The organism is Maribacter spongiicola (genome assembly GCF_052119685.1).
Lineage (GTDB): Bacteria > Bacteroidota > Bacteroidia > Flavobacteriales > Flavobacteriaceae > Maribacter > Maribacter spongiicola_A.
Genome location: NZ_JBGQOO010000003.1, coordinates 301,198 through 322,561, shown reverse-complemented (window position 1 = coordinate 322,561; position 21,364 = coordinate 301,198). Strand labels below are relative to the sequence as shown.

The 21,364-nt window shown below is 35.4% G+C and carries 20 protein-coding genes; 9 read left to right on the top strand and 11 right to left on the bottom strand.

Annotated elements, in window-relative coordinates; all coding sequences use genetic code 11:
- Window positions 1-42 precede the first annotated feature (42 nt).
- A complete protein-coding gene (locus ACEN2N_RS07825) occupies window positions 43-1,179 on the top strand; it encodes an ATP-binding protein (RefSeq protein WP_441823803.1) in 1,137 nt (378 codons plus the stop codon).
- 382 nt (window positions 1,180-1,561) lie between these two features.
- Here the strand turns inward: ACEN2N_RS07825 and ACEN2N_RS07820 are convergent, their stop codons facing one another.
- Both ACEN2N_RS07820 and ACEN2N_RS07815 read right to left on the bottom strand, forming a co-directional pair.
- On the bottom strand, window positions 1,562-3,502 hold the full coding sequence (locus ACEN2N_RS07820; protein ID WP_441823802.1) for an amylosucrase: 1,941 nt from the start codon (window positions 3,500-3,502) through the stop codon (window positions 1,562-1,564).
- A gap of 1 nt (window position 3,503) precedes the next feature.
- Window positions 3,504-4,448: a carbohydrate kinase family protein gene (locus ACEN2N_RS07815; protein ID WP_441823801.1), complete on the bottom strand. Its 945-nt coding sequence runs from the start codon at window positions 4,446-4,448 to the stop codon at window positions 3,504-3,506.
- A 184-nt stretch (window positions 4,449-4,632) separates the two neighbouring features.
- On the opposite strand from ACEN2N_RS07815, the gene ACEN2N_RS07810 reads away from it, so the two are divergent.
- The 4 genes from ACEN2N_RS07810 (at window position 4,633) to ACEN2N_RS07795 (ending at window position 8,691) form a co-directional block, all read left to right on the top strand.
- Complete coding sequence (locus ACEN2N_RS07810; RefSeq protein ID WP_441823800.1) at window positions 4,633-5,769, top strand: SPFH domain-containing protein; 1,137 nt, start codon at window positions 4,633-4,635, stop codon at window positions 5,767-5,769.
- A 45-nt stretch (window positions 5,770-5,814) separates the two neighbouring features.
- Complete coding sequence (locus tag ACEN2N_RS07805) at window positions 5,815-6,897, top strand: DNA helicase PriA (protein ID WP_441823799.1); 1,083 nt, start codon at window positions 5,815-5,817, stop codon at window positions 6,895-6,897.
- Window positions 6,894-7,628, top strand: coding sequence for a metallophosphoesterase family protein (locus ACEN2N_RS07800; protein ID WP_441823798.1), 735 nt, complete (start codon window positions 6,894-6,896; stop codon window positions 7,626-7,628). The genes ACEN2N_RS07805 and ACEN2N_RS07800 overlap by 4 nt, the downstream gene beginning before the upstream one ends.
- Before the next feature lie 64 nt (window positions 7,629-7,692).
- On the top strand, window positions 7,693-8,691 hold the full coding sequence (locus tag ACEN2N_RS07795) for an acyl-ACP desaturase (RefSeq protein WP_424003385.1): 999 nt from the start codon (window positions 7,693-7,695) through the stop codon (window positions 8,689-8,691).
- 55 nt (window positions 8,692-8,746) lie between these two features.
- On the opposite strand, the gene ACEN2N_RS07790 is transcribed toward ACEN2N_RS07795, so the two are convergent.
- The 8 genes from ACEN2N_RS07790 to ACEN2N_RS07755 all read right to left on the bottom strand — a co-directional run bounded on the left by ACEN2N_RS07790 (window position 8,747) and on the right by ACEN2N_RS07755 (window position 15,539).
- Entirely contained in the window at window positions 8,747-9,400 is a 654-nt protein-coding gene (locus ACEN2N_RS07790; RefSeq protein WP_441823797.1) for a hypothetical protein, read from the bottom strand.
- A gap of 32 nt (window positions 9,401-9,432) precedes the next feature.
- A complete protein-coding gene (locus ACEN2N_RS07785; RefSeq protein ID WP_441823796.1) occupies window positions 9,433-10,341 on the bottom strand; it encodes an OmpA family protein in 909 nt (302 codons plus the stop codon).
- A gap of 581 nt (window positions 10,342-10,922) precedes the next feature.
- A complete protein-coding gene (gene amaB / locus ACEN2N_RS07780) occupies window positions 10,923-12,476 on the bottom strand; it encodes an L-piperidine-6-carboxylate dehydrogenase (RefSeq protein WP_441823795.1) in 1,554 nt (517 codons plus the stop codon).
- 80 nt (window positions 12,477-12,556) lie between these two features.
- Window positions 12,557-12,928 carry a DUF1304 domain-containing protein gene (locus ACEN2N_RS07775; RefSeq protein WP_441823794.1) on the bottom strand — a complete coding sequence of 124 codons (372 nt, stop codon included), beginning with the start codon at window positions 12,926-12,928 and terminating at the stop codon, window positions 12,557-12,559.
- Window positions 12,928-13,467: a 3-hydroxyanthranilate 3,4-dioxygenase gene (locus ACEN2N_RS07770; RefSeq protein WP_441823793.1), complete on the bottom strand. Its 540-nt coding sequence runs from the start codon at window positions 13,465-13,467 to the stop codon at window positions 12,928-12,930. The genes ACEN2N_RS07775 and ACEN2N_RS07770 overlap by 1 nt, the downstream gene beginning before the upstream one ends.
- Window positions 13,468-13,576: 109 nt before the next feature.
- Window positions 13,577-14,083, bottom strand: a complete 507-nt coding sequence (locus tag ACEN2N_RS07765; RefSeq protein WP_441823792.1) for a CAP domain-containing protein — start codon at window positions 14,081-14,083, stop codon at window positions 13,577-13,579.
- Between the two features lie 263 nt (window positions 14,084-14,346).
- Window positions 14,347-14,826, bottom strand: a complete 480-nt coding sequence (locus tag ACEN2N_RS07760; protein ID WP_441823791.1) for a CAP domain-containing protein — start codon at window positions 14,824-14,826, stop codon at window positions 14,347-14,349.
- A gap of 188 nt (window positions 14,827-15,014) precedes the next feature.
- Entirely contained in the window at window positions 15,015-15,539 is a 525-nt protein-coding gene (locus tag ACEN2N_RS07755) for a CvpA family protein (RefSeq protein WP_441823790.1), read from the bottom strand.
- 82 nt (window positions 15,540-15,621) lie between these two features.
- On the opposite strand from ACEN2N_RS07755, the gene ACEN2N_RS07750 reads away from it, so the two are divergent.
- From ACEN2N_RS07750 to ACEN2N_RS07735, 4 genes are all read left to right on the top strand, one after another.
- Entirely contained in the window at window positions 15,622-15,978 is a 357-nt protein-coding gene (locus ACEN2N_RS07750; RefSeq protein WP_441823789.1) for a hypothetical protein, read from the top strand.
- A gap of 3 nt (window positions 15,979-15,981) precedes the next feature.
- Window positions 15,982-16,290, top strand: a complete 309-nt coding sequence (locus tag ACEN2N_RS07745; protein WP_441823788.1) for an antibiotic biosynthesis monooxygenase family protein — start codon at window positions 15,982-15,984, stop codon at window positions 16,288-16,290.
- A 78-nt stretch (window positions 16,291-16,368) separates the two neighbouring features.
- Entirely contained in the window at window positions 16,369-17,859 is a 1,491-nt protein-coding gene (gene glpK / locus ACEN2N_RS07740; protein ID WP_441823787.1) for a glycerol kinase GlpK, read from the top strand.
- Between the two features lie 139 nt (window positions 17,860-17,998).
- Window positions 17,999-19,666 (top strand): glycerol-3-phosphate dehydrogenase/oxidase, encoded by a 1,668-nt coding sequence (locus tag ACEN2N_RS07735; protein ID WP_441823786.1) that lies wholly within the window; start codon window positions 17,999-18,001, stop codon window positions 19,664-19,666.
- Between the two features lie 118 nt (window positions 19,667-19,784).
- Here ACEN2N_RS07735 and ACEN2N_RS07730 read toward each other — a convergent pair whose 3' ends face one another.
- On the bottom strand, window positions 19,785-21,287 hold the full coding sequence (locus ACEN2N_RS07730; RefSeq protein ID WP_441823785.1) for an Ig-like domain-containing protein: 1,503 nt from the start codon (window positions 21,285-21,287) through the stop codon (window positions 19,785-19,787).
- Window positions 21,288-21,364 lie beyond the last annotated feature (77 nt).

Here is a 21,364-nt window from a genome sequence, read left to right as displayed (position 1 = left end):
TAAAATCTTTTAAGCCAAAAGCCAAAAGAAAAATCCTTAGAAATGATTAATAAACGCCTTTTGGTAAAAAACTTGCTCGCTCACAACGACGAAAATAGTTTTTACGATAAAAAGCGATTTATTTCAATAGGCGAAAAAGAGGGTAAGGGTAAGTTTTTAAAGCATGTATGTGCATTAGCAAATAGCAACCCCAAGAATAATTCATTTATAGTTGTCGGCGTTGAAGATGAGGATAATAAAATAGTAGGAGTAGATTTTTTTGATGATAGTAAGATTCAAAATTTGGTGAATGCCTATTTAGATAACCCGCCTTTAATTTCGTACGAAAATATTCCTTTTCCGCATTTGCCGAATGGTAAAGTGGTGGGCTTAGTAACCATAAAGTCAATCGGAAAAATTTGTTCGCTCAGAAAAAATATCTGGAAGTATTATGGCGGTTCGGTATTTTTTAGAGAAGGCAGTATAAGCCTGCCCAAGGTTTTTGATATTGAATTGAAAGATGTTAATTCTGAAGCTGTAGCCACTATTGAACAACATGCCAAAAATAACATAGAGCTTACTCTTGACGGTGTTATCGATTTTATAAACCACCGACATAAAGATTTAGAAAGTGATTATAAGGTCTTTAAAGAACAGTTCGTAGTCTGTTGGGCAGGCAATAAAAAGGTTACTAATGGAGAAACCTATTACTACAGGGTCGATATAGAATTGATAAATGAACAGGTAAAATTATTTTACTCCAACTTAGATGAGGTTACCATTGCTTATGACGATAATTCTTTTACTACAATTGAATATGTGCAGTTGGGTCTGGCCGCGAAACAAAAGTATTATCCGTTAGAAAAAGTGGTAATAAATTTTAGTGAGAATGGCACCTATCAAATAACCAGCGATTTACTTTTTGATCCTCCTGTACATGATAAACAAGAGCTACAAAAGATATATGAAAGCAATAATGCTTTAGTGATCAAAGCAGGTAAAAGTTTAGCACTGACTATACATGAGGTTAAAAGTTTACGATACTTGGCAGATTCGTATTTAATATGCTATCTCAACGGATTTGAAGAAGCTAAAGAACTAATGGAAAATGCCAGGCAAGTGCTTAAACCTAAATACCCGGCAATAAATGATTCGTTGAAAGAGGCACTTCGAGTACTTAGAAAGGTGAAGTATAGTTGATATTCAAGTTTAACTTATTTCAAAATGGCTCTCATCAATAAATCTTTAGCTTTATTGGCTTTATCAATGTTTTCATTAGAAAGCCATATTTTGATACTCCGATTTTCGAGGTCAATGTTTAAATAAGCTTTGTCTTTGTATTTACTACCGGATCCACTACCCGTAAAAAGATCTACGGTAAAACTTAAAATTGTAATGAACCAGTTAGTTTTTTTTCATTAACCTCAACATTTATAAGGTTCTAAATCAAAAAAAGCCCATTGTTATCTACATCCTCGGCATCAATTATTTCAAACTTTTCTTCGTTAAAAACAATTGTTACTTTAGGCTTAATTCTAATGTCTAATATTTGATTCATTTATTGATTTAATCTAAGAAATAATTAAATATTCTTAATCCAAATTTGCTCGTAAGGTTTTAGTGGTAGTTCATTATGTATGAGTTCAATGGTGTTACCTGTTAATAAATCAATAGAATTTGTACCGGCATGAATACCGATAGAAAGTAACCAACCAATATTTAAAGTTTCGGTCACTTCATTAAAATTAGACAGCACCCAAACACTCTGATCTTCATGAGTTCTTTGATACACAAATACATGCTGATTAGGGCAGCCATGAATTTTTATATCATTAGTATCTGAAAATACGCTGTGCTCTTTACGTAAGCGGATCATATTTTTTAATCCGTTGAAGATGATGCTTGCAGGACTATCTTTTTCAGTTTTCAATTTAGAAACAACATCCCAGTTTTGCATAGGTCTATTTACCCAGCGATTATCATTTACATGATCCACATTCTGCTCGTAAGAATAATCGTTTAAGGTGCCAATTTCATCACCGGCATAAATCATCGGTATACCGCCAAAAGTCAAAATAATACCATGCATCATTAAGATTTTAGTGATGGCATAATCGACAATATGTTTGTTGTTTTGGGCTAATGCAGTTTCTAGTCCTAATAACGATGCGGCGCTTCCGGTAATTCTACCATCCCCATTTTTAGGGTTGTACATGAACATCAACCCTTTTGCAGGTGACCATTCTAATTTACCACAATAATAATTAAGTATAAACTGCTTGTGAGCTGTCGGGTCAAAACCCATGGCACGTACAAAATCATCGTCATAGCCAAGACCGATATCATCGTGGCAACGAATGTAATTGATCCAGGTAGCATCATTAGGTTTACTCGGTATTTCGGTAACACTTTTGACCATTAAATCGGCTTTTTTAGTGGCAATCGAATTCCATAATAAAGCCATTAAAGAGGCGTTATAAGCAACTTCGCACTCGTTACCTTCTGTTGTATCTTCTCCAAAATACTTTATAATATTTCTAGGAGTTACAATTGCTTCTGCCAAAAGAATAACACCTGGTGCAATTACCTGCAAGCACATTCTAAAAAGAGAAATGAGTGTATGAGCTTCGGGTAAATTCTGTGATAACGTACCCAGTTTTTTCCAAAGAAAGGCAAGTGCATCAAAACGTATAACATCTACACCTAGATTTGCTAGAGACATTAAATTACCGAGCATTTCAATGAATACTTCGGGGTTTCTATAATTTAGGTCCCATTGATAGGTATTAAAGCAGGTCATAACCCACTTTTCCATCTCTATATTATAAGTAAAATTGCCTGGTGCCGATTGTGGAAATATTTCAGGAAGCGTCTTTTCGAACTCGTCAGGTATATGACGATCAGAATAGGTATAATAGTAATTTTGATGGTGCAAGCTTCCTTCTTTTGCTTTCATTGCCCACTCAAACTCATCTGAAGTATGGTTAACCACAAAATCGAGCATTAAGAACATGTTGTTCTCTCGTGCTTTTTTGGTAAAAGCTTTAAAATCATTTTTAGTACCGTAGGTGGTATCAATTTCGTGGTAGCTATTTACAGCATAACCACCGTCATTTTCACCAGCTGGTCTTGTGGTAATCGGCATTAGGTGAAGAAAGTTAATACCTAAATCTTCAAAATAAGGCAGTTTTTCTTTTAGTCCGTTAATGTCTTGGTTAAAGCGATCAACGTACAACTGCATACCCACCATTTGTTCACTTTGGTACCAATTACCAGAGTTTAAACGAACGATATCTTGCTTTTGTAGTTCTGTTGGTCGCTCTTTAAAAAGCGTTTCAAGGGTGTCTAAAAGGGTATAAAAGAATTTTTTATGTTCGTCTTCTTTGTACAAAGAAAAAAACTGAGTTTTAATTAGCGAAAGATTGGTTGCTAATCGTTGTTCAAATAATGACGTTAAAGGTTGAGCGCCTTTTTTATTTTGACTTCTTGTAGCCAGTAACCGTAGTAATTCAGCTTGGTTCATGTTAAGAATCTAATTGTTGTAATGTAGGTAGTGATTCGATAGCACCAAAATTTTCGGTGGTAATGGCACCTGCTTTATTGGCTCTTATTACCATATTGGTTAGAAGATTTTCGTCTGCCAGTACATTTTCTATTTTAGAATGTTGTGCAATTTGTTGTAAAAGACAACCAATAAAAGCATCACCAGCACCAGTAGTATCTTTAGGCGTTACTTTTATACTAGGTATAGTTTTACTAAAATTTGAAGTGCTCAATAGGGTACCTTCACTACCAAGGGTAATCACTATTATTTCTGTTCCCATTTCGTGAAACACCTTGCAAGCATCTTCTAAGTTATCTTTACCTGATAATAACTTAGCCTCTTCTAAACTAAATTTACACAAATGAGATTTTTCAATAAAGGCATGGCATTTACGTATAAAAACATCCTCTTTCTCTTTCCAAAGGTCAACCCTATAATTAGGATCAAAACTGATGAAGGCTTTTTTTGTGAGTCCGTCAAACAAGTATCTGCTATATGTTTCTTCTAAAGAACCACCTAGAAGTGCAGTGGCTGCACCGAAGTGTATAATATTATTTTCAAAATTAGTTTTTAGCGATGAATCGTAAGTAAGTTCTTTATCTGCGCCACGGCTAAAAACAAAATCGCGTTCACCATCGGCATCTATAGATACAAAGGCGAGGGTTGTAAATGTATCACTTTTTTGAGCTAGCGAAATATCAACCTTTTCATTGGCAAGAATACGCAATAAGAATGTTCCGAAAGGGTCATCACCAACACAGCCGACGAAAAAACTATCTCCGCCGAGCTTACTAATGGCACAGGCCACATTTGCAGGTGCACCACCGGCTTTCTTAGAAAATTCTTTAGCTTTCGAAAGATCTTTGCCTTGGTTTTCAGCAACGAAATCAATCAATAATTCACCGATACAAAATACCTTTTTCATAGTTCTGAAAGAAAATTAGGAAGCCTAAGTTAATTAGAAAAAACAACCATTTCCTAAATTATCTTAAGGAAATATTAAAATATGGTTGATTGCATATTATTTTATTGAATTATTATGCTGAAGGTTTTGGCTCTGTTGATGAATTGCATATCTTGAATTGCACATTTTAAAACACATACTGAGCATGAGCATATTTGATGAAATAAAGAAAAAATTGAGCCACGAATTTATAGATATTGTTGAGTGGCTAGACAATACTAATGATACTATTGTTCATCGTTTTGAACGATATCAAAACGAAATAAAAAATAACGCACAGTTAATTGTTCGCGAAGGGCAAACTGCAGTTTTTATCAATGAAGGGCAATTGGCAGATGTTTTTAAGCCGGGTACCTATACTTTAAACACTCAAAACTTGCCAATTTTAACCACTCTGAAAGGATGGAAATACGGGTTTGACAGTCCGTTCAAGGCTGAGGTGTATTTTGTAAATACGCGATTGTTTACAGATGAGAAATGGGGAACCAAGAATCCGTTTATGTTAAGCGATGACCGTTTCGGGTTGGTAGAAATACGCGCTTTTGGTACCTATAGTTTTAGAATCAATGATCCAGGTAAGTTTATAGTAGATGTGGTGGGTACCGATGGTAATTTCACAAATTATGAAATTAACGAACATTTAAAAAGTTTAATAGTTACCCGTTTTACAGACACGGTTGGCGAAGCTAATTTACCAATAGAGTTATATGCGGCAAATACTAGCGAACTTTCTGAAACCTGCCAAGTGGTAATGCAGCCAGAATTTAATAGGGTAGGTATTGAATTAGAGAAATTCTACATCGAAAATGTATCAATGCCAGAAGAGCTTAAAAAAGAGATTTTCGAGTACAGTCGTTTAGATAAATTGGACATGGGCAAATTAGCACAGTTCAAAGCGGCTAAAGCTATGGAGTTGGCTGCAAAAAATGAAGGCGGTACAGCTGGTGCAGGTATGGGCATGGGTATGGGCTTCGTACTAGCGCAACAAATGGGTGGTTTAATGGGGCAACCGGGTGCGCAACCTTTTGGCGGGCAACCCACACAGCAGCCACAAGCACCACCACCGATGCCTACGCAGATTACTTACTTTTATGCGGTAAGTGGTCAGCAATTGGGTCCGGTTTCATTAGAAAAACTTAAGGAGTTGTTTGCAAGCAGAACAATAAATAGAGATTCTTTGATTTGGAAACAGGGAATGGCAAATTGGACGGTACTTAAGGAAATTGAAGAATTAAAATCTTTCCTAGGTGGTAATACACCGCCACCTTTACCGACCGCATAATTTGAAGTAAATAAACAGACCTTTCTTGGACAAGGAAAATTTTCTATGGATGATATTCAACAATCGGAATATAAAAAAGCATGCGCCAATTGTGGTGCCGAATTAAAATTTAAGCCAGGTTCGCATCAACTAACATGCGAGTATTGTGGTTATGAAGAATTTATTGAGCAATCTAAAAGTAGCTTCGAAGAGCTAGAATTAGAGCATTACCTCAAAATTGTCGGTGAAAATGCCTATACAGAAACCATAGAATTACTGCATTGCAAGAATTGTGGAGCCAACCAGCATGTAGAGGAGAATTACAAATCACTTAATTGTGTGTATTGTAGCGAGCCTTTAATTAGGGAGGATATTGAAAAAGAAGGGTGGATATTACCTGGTGCACTAGTGCCTTTTCAGTTAGATTCGAAAAAGGCACATTCTATTTTTAAAGCCTGGGTAGCCAAAATTTGGTTTGCGCCAGATAATTTAAAAAAGGCTGCATTAGATCCAGAAGGTTTGCATGGGTTGTATATACCGTACTGGACGTTCGATGCCAACCTTTTTGCATCTTACCAGGGGCAAAGAGGAGATTATTATTATGAAACCCAAACTTATAATAGTAATAAAGGAAAAAGAACTAGGCAGGTAAGAAAAACAAGGTGGACCTATGCTGCTGGTAAAGTAGATGGTTTTGTTGATGATATACTCATAAGTGCATCAGAAAAGAAGCGAAAAGAAATTCCGTCTAAAATTGCCTTCTGGAATCTTAAAGATTTGGTGGTATTTAACTCAAAATACTTATCTGGTTTTGTGACAGAAAAATATACGGTATCGCTTAAAGAAGGACATCACAAATCTTTTCAAGAAGCAAAGAAAATCGCCTATAATTGGATAAAACGAGATATAGGAGGTGACACCCAAAGAGTAGCTAATGCCGATATTAAATTGACCGATGAGAGATTCAAGCATATTTTACTTCCTATATATCTTAGTTCATATAGGTATGATGGTAAGGAGTTTAATTTTTATATAAATGGGCAAACAGGGGTACTAAGTGGAAATAGGCCATATTCATTTTGGAAAATATTCTTTTTAGTGATTTTTATCCTTGTCATAATAGCCATAATTGCGATTTTTGCTAAATGAGTTTAAAAAGAACACTGGTTGTAGGCGATATTCATTCAGGATTACAAGCCTTAAAACAAGCACTTGAAAAAGCCGCTATTACCGAAGATGATACTATAATTTTCTTAGGAGATTATATCGATGGCTGGTCTGAGGCTGTTGAAACGGTAAATTATCTTTTACAATTAAAAGAGACCTATAATTGTATTTATCTAAGAGGCAACCATGACGAGCTTTGCTACGAGTGGTTAACGGGTCAAGCAGACAACCCAACATGGTTTATGCATGGTGGCGAGGCGACCTCAAATTCATATGGTAAGGCTACAAAAGAAACCAAGAATGCACACTTGAAATTTTATGAAAGCTTAGATAATTACTATTTAGATTCAGAAAGCAGATTGTTCTTACACGCGGGTTTTACCAATTTAAAAGGTATAGAACATGAGTATTTTAAAAAAACGTTCTATTGGGATCGTACCCTTTGGGAATTGGCACTTTCATTAAATACAGATTTAGATAAAGATCATATTCACTATCCGAAGCGATTAACAAACTATTCTGAAATTTATATTGGGCACACCCCCGTTACTCGTATTGGGAAAACGACACCACAGAAAGCGGCCAATGTTTGGAATATTGATACAGGTGCAGCCTTCAAGGGGCCGTTAACTGTCTTCGATGCAGATTCAAAAGAATACTGGCAAAGTGATCCCGTACATACCTTTTATCCTAATGAAAAGGGCAGAAACTAAGAAAACCATTAACTTTACTTAAAAATTGATTGTTTTATTGACGATCTTTAATTAAAACTAAACTATGTCTACTAAAAATATAAGATTAGAAGTGATGCAGGCTTTAGAGCCTAAGGTAGAAAGTTTCATGGAATCTTTCCTTATAAAACCAGAGGATATATGGCAGCCAACAGATTTTTTACCAAATTCTGAAAAGGATACATTCTTGCAAGAGGTGAAAGATATTCGAGAAGAGTCTAAAGATTTGGGATATGATTTTTGGGTAACCATGGTAGCTGATACCATAACCGAAGAAGCATTGCCAACTTATGAATCTTGGTTAATGGATGTTGTTGGTGTTGACCAACACGGTGACCATAAAACAAACGGCTGGGCAAAATGGGTTCGCGCATGGACAGCTGAAGAAAATAGACACGGCGACGTGCTGAACAAATATCTTTATTTATCTGGAAGGGTAAATATGAGAGAAATTGAAATTACTACTCAACATTTAATTTCTGATGGTTTTGATATCGGTACCGATCGTGATCCATATAAAAACTTTGTATATACCTCTTTTCAAGAGTTGGCTACGAATATTTCGCACAAACGTGTGGGGCAAATGGCAAAGAAAAAAGGAAATGCTTTATTAGGTAAAATGTGTACCATTATTGCCGGTGATGAAATGAGACATCATTTAGCGTACAGAGAATTCGTGAAGACTATTTTAGGCGAAGATCCATCTGGTATGATGATTGCCTTTGCAGATATGATGAAGAAAAAGATTGTTATGCCAGCACATTTTTTACGTGAGTCTGGTGGTACAATAGGGTCAGCATTCGAGAACTTCTCTAACTGTGCACAACGGTTAGGTGTTTATACTGCACAAGACTATGTTGATATTCTAAGTAAGCTTAATGCGTATTGGGAAATCGATACGGTTCGTTCTTTAAATGAAGAAGCTGAAAAGGCACGTGATTATTTAGTTAAGTTGCCTTCAAGATTAGAAAGAATTGCAGAGCGTATGAAATTTCCGCAAGATCAATATCACTTTAAGTGGGTTGAGGCAAACGGAGCATTATAAAACAAAAAATCCCGATCAGTAATGATCGGGATTTTTTTTTGCTGTAAACGGTAATTTATAATTTACCGTGTTTGTGTTCTTGTTGCCACTTTACAAGTTCTGCCCACTTACCTTCGTAGCACATCTTAGCTTGTAAAGGCCATGAAGCAGGATCGTGAATTTTATATCTAGTTCCTCCAGTATCCAATATTTTCTGACACTCGGCTAAACTAGCTTCAGAAAGTCCTTTCCAAGTCTTAATGCCATGGTCTTTGAACATACCTTCAATTTTTGGACCAATACCTTCAACAAGTTTTAAGTCATCTTGTTTAATTGTTTTTCCAAAAGCAGATTTGGCAGCAGATCCGTCAAAAGCTAAAGCGCTACTTGTAGCGGCACCGGCAGCAAAAGAGGCGGCAGATGCACCTAAATTAGTATTTGGTGCGTTAGGGGCAGCCGGGGCTGGCGTTACTACTTTGCTTGCCGCGATTACTCTTTGGTTACAAGCATCTAAATCAGCTTTTAATTTACTGTTGCTTGCTTTAAGATTGTTTAAATCGGATAGTTCAGCCTTTAACTTCGTGTTACTAGCCGTAAGACTATTGATTTCAGCAGAATTATCTATAACCTTGGCAGAACTTTTGCCTAGTAGGTAACCTAGTATTCCACAAATGATACCAACTAAAGCTGGAATTAGCCAGCACCAAATATTCATATTTTCAAAATTCATGTTTTTACTTATTTATAAGGTTAGTGTATGTTTTAATTTAATGTAATAACTGTTCGTCTATTTTTTACTCTGCCTTCTTCAGTGGCGTTTGTAGCAATTGGTTGTGTTTGTCCTTTAGACGTAGCAACAATTTTATCAGCGGGTATTCCGTTTTGCATTAGGTAGTTCTTAGCGAATTCTGCTCTGTCTTGACCTAGTCTCATATTTGTACTTGCTTGCCCGGTAGCATCTGTATGACCAACTACGCTTGATGTAGCATCAGAAACCTTATCTAAATATCTAGAAATATCGGCAACTTTTTGTTTTTGCTCGGCATCTAAATGAATTGACGCTTCTGCTGTATCGAAATAAAGAATTAGCGGATCAGCTTTAATTTTATCATATAAAGCCTTTAGGTCATCACCTTCAGTAGCAGACTTTTCTTCAAGACCAAATGAAGCCGCTCCCCAATACGTGCCATCTTTAGGGATCATCTCATCCATTAGTTTACCTTGGGTATTAATTTGGGCAGTAGAGAATCCCTTAGAAGCTAAATCGTTTTTAATGGAGTTTGCTCTTGCAAGTCCTAAATTAGGGAACGCAGTATTGTTCTCTTCTTCGCTAGTGTAATATCCTGTTACATTGATAACATTGCTACCATTTGACTCTAAATGGCTTTGTAGACCAGAAACTCCCTGAGTCAATTCAGCACTTAAAGGCATTAAAATGTCGTGAGAAGAGATGTTGAAGTTATAATTGTCATTGGTGTTGTAGGCAAATCCGTTTCCATCAATTGCGAATGGATACGATGTTGCCGAGGGCTCTTTTACGATTACCTTTTCTGTGGCTGGTTCTGTTACTGTAACCGCTGCGCCGCATTCGCTACAACAAGTTATGTAAAAGAAAGTACCAGCTACAATGGTAATCAACATCAATAATAAATAGGTTGTTGTTTTCGTCATTGTAAAAATGTTTAGTGTTTAGCGCACAATTTATTAAAAAAATCTTAAAAATGTTAAAAGATCGGCACCTAATTACCTTACAATCAATCATTATGTTAATAACAGTTATGTTATAATGCATACCAACTATACAATCAGTGGGTAAAACGATATAAAAAGTGTATGAAGCAACAACTATAAGTTGCATTTTTACGTAAGTATTTTAAATGGTATACATCTCCCCACAAAGATTGGGCATTGAATATACAATTTGAAGTTTTGAGTTAGTTGGTTAAAAAATCCTGTCCTCTTGAAGTCGACAGGATTTTTTTTATGTCTAAAATTTAAGGGAATAAAAATCCAACTATACAATATTCGGGTAAAGCTGTACAGAATTAGTTGAAACGAGTAGGATAATTTATTAGTTTAATACAGAGGTATTTACACTATAAAATGAAGAAAAAAATAAAAGGTATTATAAATTTCCTTTGCATGTTTATTGTTCTAGGTATTCAAACTTTACTTCATGGTAGTTGGTCGAACGAACCAACCAATTGAAAAGCTACCTAGTTATTGAACATACAAAGGAATTTATGTTTTTATTATAGATCAAACTTTATACCCTGTGCTAAAGGAAGCTCAGTAGTATAGTTAATAGTATTGGTTTGTCTTCTCATGTACACTTTCCAAGCATCAGAACCGCTTTCGCGACCACCGCCAGTTTCTTTTTCACCACCAAAAGCACCACCAATTTCAGCACCAGAAGTACCGATGTTTACATTGGCAATACCACAATCGCTACCCCAAGCAGAAAGAAAATGTTCGGCTTCACGAAGATTGTTTGTCATAATAGCAGATGAAAGTCCTTGTACCACACCATTTTGTATAGCAATGGCATTTTCAACATCACCAGAATATTTTAGTAGGTAAAGAACTGGAGCAAATGTTTCGTGCTGAACAATTTCGAAATCGTTTTTAGCTTCTGCAATTGCAGGTTTAACGTAACAACCACTTTCATAGCCAGCACCATCTAAAACGCCCCCTTCAACGATTAATTTTCCACCTTCTTTAACCACTTTTTCAAGAGCCATTTTATATTGTGCAACTGCATCGGTATCAATTAATGGACCAACATGATTATTTTCATCTAATGGGTTTCCAATTCTTAATTGCTCATATGCCGCAACAACTGCTTCTTTTACCTGATCATACATCGATTCGTGAATGATCAATCTTCTTGTAGAAGTACAACGTTGGCCGGCAGTACCTACAGCACCGAACACGGCACCAATGACGGTCATTTTTAAGTCAGCGTCTGGTGTAACGATAATAGCATTGTTACCACCAAGTTCCAGTAAAGATTTTCCAAGTCTGGCAGCAACAGCTTGAGCAACTATTTTTCCCATTCTAATAGATCCAGTTGCAGATACTAACGGTACTCTATTATCTTGGGTCATTAATTCACCAATTTTATAATCACCATTTATTAAGCAAGAAATACCTTCAGGTAGGTTATTGGCTTTCATAACTGCAGCAGCTATATTTTGACAAGCTATACCACATAGCGGAGTTTTTTCCGATGGTTTCCAAACACAAACATCACCACAGATCCACGCAAGCGCCGTATTCCAAGCCCAAACGGCTACAGGAAAATTAAAGGCAGAAATAATACCAACCACACCTAATGAATGATATTGCTCGTACATTCTATGCCCAGGTCTTTCTGAGTGCATAGTTAAACCGTGTAATTGACGAGAAAGACCAACTGCGAAGTCACAGATGTCTATCATTTCTTGAACCTCGCCTAAACCTTCTTGGTAGCTTTTTCCCATTTCATAAGAAACAAGTTTGCCCAACGGTTCTTTAAGCTCTCTTAATTTTTCGCCGAATTGTCTAACAATTTCACCACGTAGCGGTGCAGGTTTTGTTCTCCACTCTTTAAAAGTTGTCGTAGCAGTAGACATTACTTTTTCGTAATCTGCTTTTGTCGTTGTTTTGACCTTTGCAATTAGTGAACCATCTACCGGTGAGTACGATGAAATAGTATCGCCTGAAGAAAAATGGTTAGATCCAGTTGAAGTACCCTCGTTAACATCTTTAATTCCTAATGCTTTTAGAGCATCGTGTATTCCGAAATCTGCTGCTATTTTTGACATTTTATAACTTTTTGTGTGATTAATGTTAGATATATTACAAAAATACAAAGAATTTTATCCAATAAGACATCTTATTTATTCTATGAAAATTTAACGATACACCAAAAGATAATACCTAGTAAAGCGGGAATACTTTGAACAACAAATATTTTTTTACTTACGGTTAGTGCACCATAAGCACCAGCAATAGCAACGCAACCTAAAAAGAAGATTGCAACGTTTGCAGACCATTGTATATCGGTTATGAAAAAAGACCAGATCAGCCCAGCAGCTAAAAAGCCATTGTATAACCCTTGGTTTGCCGCCATAGATTTTGTAGGTTCAAATAAATCTTTCGGAAAATTTCTAAACACTTTTCTACCGGTCGTCGTCCATGCGAACATTTCAAACCAAAGAATATAAATATGAATGAGGGCTACGAGAGCGGTAATAATTTTTGCTGCTATTATCATTATTCTTTAGCTATAAAACGTTCGTCAACCGGCATTACTGTACCACAATTATCGCAAGTTCTTAATTCTTTTGAACTGTAAAAATGTTTAAAGTGAGATAAGAAATCTTTTTCAATGTCATGAAGGGTAAAATAAGCTTCATATAATTTGTGGTTACAATTGTCGCAAAACCATAACAGACCATCGTCAACATTCATGTCGGCGCGTTTTCGTTCTATGACTAGACCAATAGAGCCTTCTTTACGAACCGGCGAGTGAGGTACTTTTGCAGGGTGCAAATACATGTCTCCAGGACCTAATTGCATGGTTCTTTTTTTACCATTTTCTTGAATGTGAACTTCTATATTACCTTCAAGTTGATAAAACAACTCTTCAGTTTCGTTATAATGGTAATCTTTTCTGGCATTTGGTCCTGCAACGATCATAACAATATAATCGCCAGCATCTTTATATAAATTTTTGTTTCCGACAGGTGGCTTGAGAGAAGCTCTGTTTTCTTCTATCCATTTGTTAAGATTAAATGGTGCTTGTATACTCATTTCTATGATTTTTAGTGAAAGTTAAAGAAATGATCATTTCTTACCTAAAAGGTAAGCATAAAAAAAGCCTTTGGGTTACAAAGGCTTTCAAATTTTAATTTCTAAAATTCTATCTAAAAAAAAGTTGTGTAAAATATAAATCTCCTTTATTATTTTGTTGAATGTTTATAGCAGAAAAATCATAGTTACCTTCTATATTTTCTCTGTGACCAGCACTTAGTAACCATGCATCAAAAGCATCTTCAATTGTATCGTATTTTCTTGCTACATTTTCTGCAACAAATACGGCATTGGTTCTTTTTGCAATGTTACTTGCTCGCTTACTAAAATTATCATGACTTGTTTTACCTTTTGAAATCATATATGTGGTATGAAGGCTTGCATAGTAGAATGTTGTACTCTCAAATTGCAGTTCATTTAAACCTATGCTAACTCGATAATTATTTATCATTTCAAAAAGTTCGGCTTCTAGATTGTTATGTGAATTAGAAGAAGCCAAAGTATAAGTTGACAATTGTTCTTCAGAAGTTTCTTCGTAACCCACAAAGTTCTCATATCTAGAACATGACGATAAAACAGTAATGATTATAACTAAATAAAATAATGAAGATTTCATAAAGGGGAACTATTTAAGTATTGAATGACAAAAATAGGCTCACAAATCTTTTCATTAAGAAGAATATCTATAGAAAGTATATTTTGTGCGGTAAGCGACACGAATCTATAGATTGGGGTTGATTGTTAAAATACGTCAAAAATTACAACGAATAAAAGTGCATTTCATGTGACTATCTACATTTCATCAACTTAAAGAAACCAGTCAGCGAATTTGAGTTAAACTAAACCTAGATTAGTCCTTAATAAAGTAATACAAATGTTCTACTGCTTGTAAAAAAGTTGAGTAAAGTAATAGTTGCCCTGGTCATCTTTCTTTACACTTATGCCAGTGTGTGTAAAATCGCCTTCCATCGTTTTTTTATGGCTGCTGCTAACATACCATCCTTCGAACGCCTCTAAAGCAGATTGATAATCTTTAGCAACATTTTCTGCAACAATTTCAACGCTTATTTCAGAATCGATGTTAGATGCTCTTGAACTAAAATTATCGTGGCTAATGTTACCCTTAGATATCATGTAGTCGGTATGAAGGTTTGCGTATTTATATGCTACATCGCTAAACGCCAAAGTATTGGTATTTAGGCTTAAACGATGCTTATTTACAATATCTAGTAGGTCCTGCTCTATAGTTAAAACGTTTTCAGCTTCAAGTACTGGCGTATCATCAATAGACTCGCTAGTGCAAGAACCAAGAAAAAGTAATAAAAAGACAGGGACCGCGTAAAGCAATCTCATTTTCATATAAGTGTCTTTAAATCATGTAGCCTCTCGGCGTAGCGCAGTAGGTAAAAAAGTTAAGAGTGTTCTAAGCTCTCGCAATCGATTTGGGTTATCGATGTAGTAATATTATTGAAAAATTAAACGCAGGGCAGTAACAAAAATGCATATTCGATAAAGTGTACAAAAAGATAGATTAGCAGACTAACTGTTTAAATAGTAATAGGTTCTTCAGATGACTCTTTTTGAAGTACTTCATTCTGTAATACGTTATCAAAAATTAATGCGCCAATATCTTTAATAGGTTGATATAGAATAGATTTCTTTTTAGTCTCTTCTTGTATTAGGTTAAAGGTATTATCCATCCTATCAAAAAATATGAAAGCGGCACCAAGCAAAATAGCCACCTTTAACATACCAAAAATACCACCTGCAATTTTATTCAATAAGCCGAGCATGGCAAAGTTGGCAACTTTGGTCAATAATTTACCAGCAAGGTTTACAACAATAATAATTAAGACCAGGGTAATTATAAAAGCGATGATGCTCATATTGCGTTCATCCCAGTTTAAATGCTCAGATAAGTAGTTGCCAGTTATGTAAGAAAAATGGATTGCTCCGAAAATACCTGCAACAAGTGCTACAATAGATGCTATTTCCATGAATAGACCATTTTTATATCCCTTCCATAGACCCCATATTAAGGGTAATCCAAGTAAAATATCTAAAAGTCCCATTCGTAAAGTGTTTTAACAAATATAGAACTTTGATTTGTACCTTTGCAAGGTCTATATCATAGATGAGATTGAAGGAATTTTTATGGCAAGGGATATACAATTAAAAGAACGATGGGATTATTTGGTAGAAAAGCTTTCTGGAAAGTTTTCTGACGGAGACCCTTTAGAACTAGATGCAATCATTTACCTGATAGGGGTTCAAGAATTAGGGCAATACCATAAAAAATATAAGAAAGATGATAAGTTAGACTTAATGCATATAGCGATATGTCGTCTTTTAGAGCCTTATGGATTTTATGAATTCAGTTTTTTCGATGAAGACGGCTGGCCTCATTATAATGTTATAGAAGAATTACCATCTTTAAAAGCTGGGGAGCAAACTGTGCTTATGAAAGAAGCAATTGTTACCTATTTTGTAGAAAAAGAGTTTATTCAATAAATCATGAAAGAGCCTTATTACGCTGTTATTTTTACTTCTACGAGAACTGCAGGTGATAATGGTTATGGCGATATGGCAGATTTCATGGAGCAATTGGCAAAAAAACAATCTGGCTATATTGGCATTGAAAGTGCACGCCAAGAAATAGGAATAACCGTAAGTTACTGGGAAAGTCTAAATGCAATTTATGATTGGAGACAGCAAGCAGACCATTTATTAGCTCAGAAAAAAGGTATAGCAGATTGGTACAATTCTTATACTGTTCGCATTTGTTTAGTAGAACGAGAATATAGTTTTAACAGAAGCACATAATTCTTCACATCGCTTCAATTTTTGCTGCTTTGCATTAATTTTTATTTCCGCTATATTTAGAGAAATAACTTAAAGCACATGTCAAGGCAATTTATAATATCATTAGATCAAGGTACAACGAGCTCTAGGGCTTTATTGATAGACCATGATGGTACCATTAAAGGGATGGTTCAAAAAGAATTCAAACAAATTTTCCCTAAATCGGGTTGGGTAGAACATGATCCAAAAGAAATTTTAGCTTCTCAGATGGGAGTTTTAAAAGAACTTTTGGAAAAGGAAAAAGTGAAACCGACCGAAATAATGGCGATTGGGATCACCAACCAAAGAGAAACTACTGTAGTTTGGGATAAAAACACTGGGGAGCCTGTTTATAACGCCATTGTGTGGCAAGACAAACGTACGGCGGATATTTGTGAGCATTTGAAAAAAATCGGACTCACAGAGCATGTAAAGACAACTACAGGCTTGGTCATTGATTCTTATTTTTCGGGTACGAAAGTAAAATGGATTCTCGATAATGTTGAAGGAGCCAAGAAGAAAGCTCAAGCAGGCGATTTATTGATGGGTACCATCGACACTTGGTTGGTTTGGAACATGACAAAGGGTAATAATCATGTAACTGATTATACCAATGCTTCACGTACCATGATTTATGATATCGTAAATCTAAAGTGGGACGATAAAATGTTGAAGGCATTAGATATACCTAAATCCATGCTGCCAGAAGTAAAACCATCTGCAGCGAATTTTGGAGATTATGAAATTGACGGAGTAAAAATTCCTATAGCAGGTATTGCTGGTGATCAGCAAGCAGCACTTTTTGGTCAGGCATGTTTTAAGAAAGGGTCTGCAAAAAACACCTATGGTACAGGTTGTTTTATGTTAATGAATACCGGGGAAAAACCACAGTTTTCTAAGAACGGACTATTAACCACAATCGCATACGGTATAGACGGTAAGGTCAATTACGCGCTAGAGGGCAGTATTTTTATTGCTGGTGCGGCGATACAGTGGTTGCGAGATGGTTTAGAACTTATAAAAGATGCCAAAGAAACAGAAGAGTTGGCAAATTCAATAGAAGGTGAGAATCCCGTCTATGTAGTGCCGGCTTTTGCAGGTCTTGGTGCACCGTATTGGGATATGTATGCTAGAGGAGCCGTTTTTGGTTTAACAAGAGATACAGGTAAAGCACATTTGGCAAAGGCGACCTTAGAAGCATTGGCTTACCAAACAAAAGACATTTTAAAGGCTATGGAAGATGATTCGGGCATTCAGCTAAAGAACTTACGAGTTGATGGTGGTGCGTGTGCAAATAATCATTTAATGCAATTTCAGGCAGATATTTTAGATTCTGAAGTGCACCGACCTGAGATTATTGAATCTACCGCTATGGGTGCTGCTTTCTTAGCTGGTATTCAAGTAGGTTTCTGGCAGCAATCTGATATTGATCAAAGCCGACCAATGGACCGAATTTTTAAACCAACATTTGATCGTGTAAAAAGAAAGCGTTTATACAAAAAATGGCAAAAAGCCGTTGAAAGATCTAAAGGCTGGGAAGAAGAGGAATAGATTAATAATCAATTTTACAATTTATTAATTTTATAGAGCATAGAATAGCATATAACTAGCTATATCTTTGCTTGTAGATGTTAGGTTTTGTCTATGTTACGACCAAAATATCTGCTTAAAACTAAAAACACATCTACTGATGAAAAATATAAAATTCACCAATTTAGAACGCCAAAAAACGATAGATCACCTAGAATCGGAAGATTTTGATTTAGTGGTAATCGGCGGTGGAATTACAGGTGGTGGTATTGCCCTGGATGCAGCATCGCGCGGACTAAAAGTAGCCTTGTTAGAAAAAGGAGATTTTGCTTCGGGTACGAGTAGCAAATCTACCAAATTGATACATGGCGGACTCCGCTACTTAAAGCAATTCGATTTTTGGTTGGTAAAAGAGGTAGGGTCTGAGCGCGCCATTGTCCATAAATTGGCTCCGCATTTAGTATTGCCAGAAAAAATGTTGTTGCCTTTAATTGAAAATGGCTCTTACGGTAAATGGCTGACATCTATTGGTCTTAAGGTTTATGATATTTTAGCTCAAGTTACGGGCGATGATAAGCGAAAAATGCTAGAGAAAAAGGAAGCCATGAAGTTGGAACCTTTGTTACCTAAAAAGATTTTGAACGGTGCAGGTTATTATGCTGAATATAGAACAGACGATGCACGTTTAACCATTGAGAATATAAAAACCAGTCTTTTATTTGGTGCGCAGGCATTAAATTATGCCAAGGTAAATGAGTTTATTTACGACAACGAGAAAATTGCTGGTGTTAAGGCAATAGATACGGTTACGGGCAAAGAATTTACAATTAAGTCTAAATACGTAATTAGCGCTGCTGGTCCGTGGGTAGATGAATTGCGAAGCCTGAATAATTCTAAAAAAGGAAAGCAACTTCATTTGACCAAAGGGGTGCATTTGGTTTTTCCGTACGAAAAATTACCGGTGAAACAATCTTGCTATTTTGATATACCCGATGGTAGAATGATGTTTGCCATACCAAGAGGTAAGGTAACCTATGTAGGTACAACAGATACCAACTTTAATGATAATAAAGAAAATGTAAGAACTGATCTTGCAGACGCCATTTATTTGATTTCGGCGGTGAATAATATGTTCCCTGCTATTAATTTAGAGTTAGAAGATATTGTTTCTTCTTGGGCAGGTTTAAGACCTCTAATACATGAAGAAGGTAAGTCTGCGTCAGAATTATCAAGAAAAGATGAGATTTTTGTGTCAGATACCGGCTTAATAAGTATTGCTGGCGGTAAACTAACAGGCTATCGTAAAATGGCAGAAAGAGTAGTGGATCGTATTGGTAAGAAGATGGAAGAGGAGCATGATACCAAACTTAAAGAATGTTACACAGAGAAAATATTTTTATGTGGAAACGTAGATTTTAAGAAATTCAAGCATGTAAAAAAATATATTGATGAGGTGTATGACCAAATCAAAGAAGAAGGTTTTACCAAACACGATGCTTGGTTTTTAGTGACCAACTATGGTAAACAAACAGAGACTATTCTTGAGAATTATAAGGGTATTGTAGAAGATGATAAATACGTACGTTTAGCCAAGGCAGAATTGGCTTTCGGAATTGATTATGAAATGGTGCAAACCCCTATGGATTTCTTCATTAGAAGAACCGGCAGGTTATATTTCGACATTGAAAGTGTTAGAAACCTAATGGAGCCCTTATTAAAGGTGTTTCAGAGTAAGTTTAAGGTAGACGATGCTAAAATTGAAGAATGGAGAACAAAGTTGAACGCAGAATTAAAAGAGCATTCAGATTTTTCTTTAGAGAGAAGGTAGTTGCAAATTACAAATAAACAGACCCCCTTTAAATGTTATTTTAAAGGGGGTCTGTTTTTTAAATATAATCCAAAGCATCTAGACTAATTTATTAGATAAGGCTTGAAGTAGTCTTGACTTATTGAGCGCAATTTTCTTCCATTAAATCATTTAATGTAGGGTTGAAGAGATTGTTTTCTGCAGTGTAGAATTCTATTGCTTCATTCTTTGCTAAAGTGCTGATAGCACAATAATCAATTAAACTTTCATTAGTATTAATGGACAGTGTATTTAATGAAGTTAGATTTTCAAGTCCAACTAAATTTACTAAATCAGTACTTGAAATATTTAAATTGGTAATACTTGTAAAATTTTGCATTGGCTCTAGTGTTGTAATTTCACCAAGCTCACGATATCCTGTAATATTTAATCTACCTTCAAATTTTGTAAAATTTTTCGCAACTAATCTTTGAATATCATTATCGCTTTCAAGATTTAAGCTTCCATGATACGTGTCTAAAGGTATCTCCCTTGAACATTCTCCAGACCTAACATTACCAATTTCAGGATTATATCTATTCCATCTAGTATGGCTAAAACTACCTGTAAAATTCTCACTATTTAATAGAGACCTAATGGCACAGTAATTATAAAGTTTAGGATTGTTCATCACCGTAAAGCTACCACCTTGTTGTGTTAGGTTTTCTAAACCATCCAAAGATTCAATTGCAATATTGTCAACTAGTCTAAAGCTATCACCTATAGTTGTTAATTTTGTAAAAGCATCTAAAGAGGTTAGAATGTCGTTTTCTCTAATCCATAGATCATTTTTAATTTCAATTATGTTTGATAAGCCACTGATGTCGTTAAGCATAGGGTTGCCAAAAATGTTTACAAAATTTTCAACAATGGTAATATGGCTTAACGCATTTAAATTTTCAAGTTTCGAATTCCTTCCTATAGAAATACTTTGGTTTATTACGATACCTTCCAATCCATCAAGGTTAGTTAGTTCTGTAGTATTGGCAATATCTAATGAGCCAATTTCCGTGAGTACATTAAGATTTTCTAAGCTAGAAATAGCAGAAGAATTACCTGTTAAATTTCCAATAAATAGTACACCGGTTATTTTAATATATCCGGATAATGAGAACTCGTCAACTTCCTCTTGGTTTAAAAGACTAATAGAGCCCTCATAAATATTACTTACGCCTTTACCAGCTATTGCAATGTTAGTAACAGTGTTGGTCGCATCTGAGTCTATTTCTAAAAAACCATTATATTCCTTAATCGTTACAGGATTAAAGTTGATTGACACGTTGGTAGAATCATTCGGCTTTAAAGTGATTGTGTTAAATTCTGTACTAAACGCTTCTGGCAATGTTATATTTGAAATGGTTAAATCTGCATTACCGGTATTTGTAAACGTAATTGAAATAGACTTTGAAAAATTTTCAACAACATCACCAAAATCTAACGCATTTTCAGCGTTTATTTCATAATTAAGAACAGCGTTTACCTCTGGCACTGGTGCTGGAGGGGTAATTGTTTCAGTAGTTTCGTTTTCAGTTTTGCTACAACCTAAAAAACATAAAAAGCTTAAAAATAAAACTGTAAAGGATAAGGGGAATTTAATGCTCATATATTAATTTTATATATGCTAACAACCAATTTTAGCTTTTTTTATTTTACGAATACCCTATTTTTTTAGTTCGATAA

Excerpts from the sequence above, each read along its gene's own strand:
- ACEN2N_RS07745 (WP_441823788.1), top strand. The coding sequence starts at position 15,982 with ATGAAAGAGCCTTATTACGCTGTTATTTTTACTTCTACGAGAACTGCA.
- ACEN2N_RS07770 (WP_441823793.1), bottom strand. The coding sequence starts at position 13,467 with ATGAGTATACAAGCACCATTTAATCTTAACAAATGGATAGAAGAAAAC.
- ACEN2N_RS07730 (WP_441823785.1), bottom strand. The coding sequence starts at position 21,287 with ATGAGCATTAAATTCCCCTTATCCTTTACAGTTTTATTTTTAAGCTTT.
- ACEN2N_RS07825 (WP_441823803.1), top strand. The coding sequence starts at position 43 with ATGATTAATAAACGCCTTTTGGTAAAAAACTTGCTCGCTCACAACGAC.
- ACEN2N_RS07735 (WP_441823786.1), top strand. The coding sequence starts at position 17,999 with ATGAAAAATATAAAATTCACCAATTTAGAACGCCAAAAAACGATAGAT.
- ACEN2N_RS07755 (WP_441823790.1), bottom strand. The coding sequence starts at position 15,539 with ATGGGACTTTTAGATATTTTACTTGGATTACCCTTAATATGGGGTCTA.
- ACEN2N_RS07810 (WP_441823800.1), top strand. The coding sequence starts at position 4,633 with ATGAGCATATTTGATGAAATAAAGAAAAAATTGAGCCACGAATTTATA.
- ACEN2N_RS07790 (WP_441823797.1), bottom strand. The coding sequence starts at position 9,400 with ATGAATTTTGAAAATATGAATATTTGGTGCTGGCTAATTCCAGCTTTA.
- ACEN2N_RS07760 (WP_441823791.1), bottom strand. The coding sequence starts at position 14,826 with ATGAAAATGAGATTGCTTTACGCGGTCCCTGTCTTTTTATTACTTTTT.
- ACEN2N_RS07775 (WP_441823794.1), bottom strand. The coding sequence starts at position 12,928 with ATGATAATAGCAGCAAAAATTATTACCGCTCTCGTAGCCCTCATTCAT.
- ACEN2N_RS07765 (WP_441823792.1), bottom strand. The coding sequence starts at position 14,083 with ATGAAATCTTCATTATTTTATTTAGTTATAATCATTACTGTTTTATCG.
- ACEN2N_RS07750 (WP_441823789.1), top strand. The coding sequence starts at position 15,622 with ATGGCAAGGGATATACAATTAAAAGAACGATGGGATTATTTGGTAGAA.
- ACEN2N_RS07805 (WP_441823799.1), top strand. The coding sequence starts at position 5,815 with ATGGATGATATTCAACAATCGGAATATAAAAAAGCATGCGCCAATTGT.
- ACEN2N_RS07815 (WP_441823801.1), bottom strand. The coding sequence starts at position 4,448 with ATGAAAAAGGTATTTTGTATCGGTGAATTATTGATTGATTTCGTTGCT.
- ACEN2N_RS07820 (WP_441823802.1), bottom strand. The coding sequence starts at position 3,502 with ATGAACCAAGCTGAATTACTACGGTTACTGGCTACAAGAAGTCAAAAT.
- ACEN2N_RS07795 (WP_424003385.1), top strand. The coding sequence starts at position 7,693 with ATGTCTACTAAAAATATAAGATTAGAAGTGATGCAGGCTTTAGAGCCT.
- glpK (WP_441823787.1), top strand. The coding sequence starts at position 16,369 with ATGTCAAGGCAATTTATAATATCATTAGATCAAGGTACAACGAGCTCT.
- ACEN2N_RS07800 (WP_441823798.1), top strand. The coding sequence starts at position 6,894 with ATGAGTTTAAAAAGAACACTGGTTGTAGGCGATATTCATTCAGGATTA.
- ACEN2N_RS07785 (WP_441823796.1), bottom strand. The coding sequence starts at position 10,341 with ATGACGAAAACAACAACCTATTTATTATTGATGTTGATTACCATTGTA.
- amaB (WP_441823795.1), bottom strand. The coding sequence starts at position 12,476 with ATGTCAAAAATAGCAGCAGATTTCGGAATACACGATGCTCTAAAAGCA.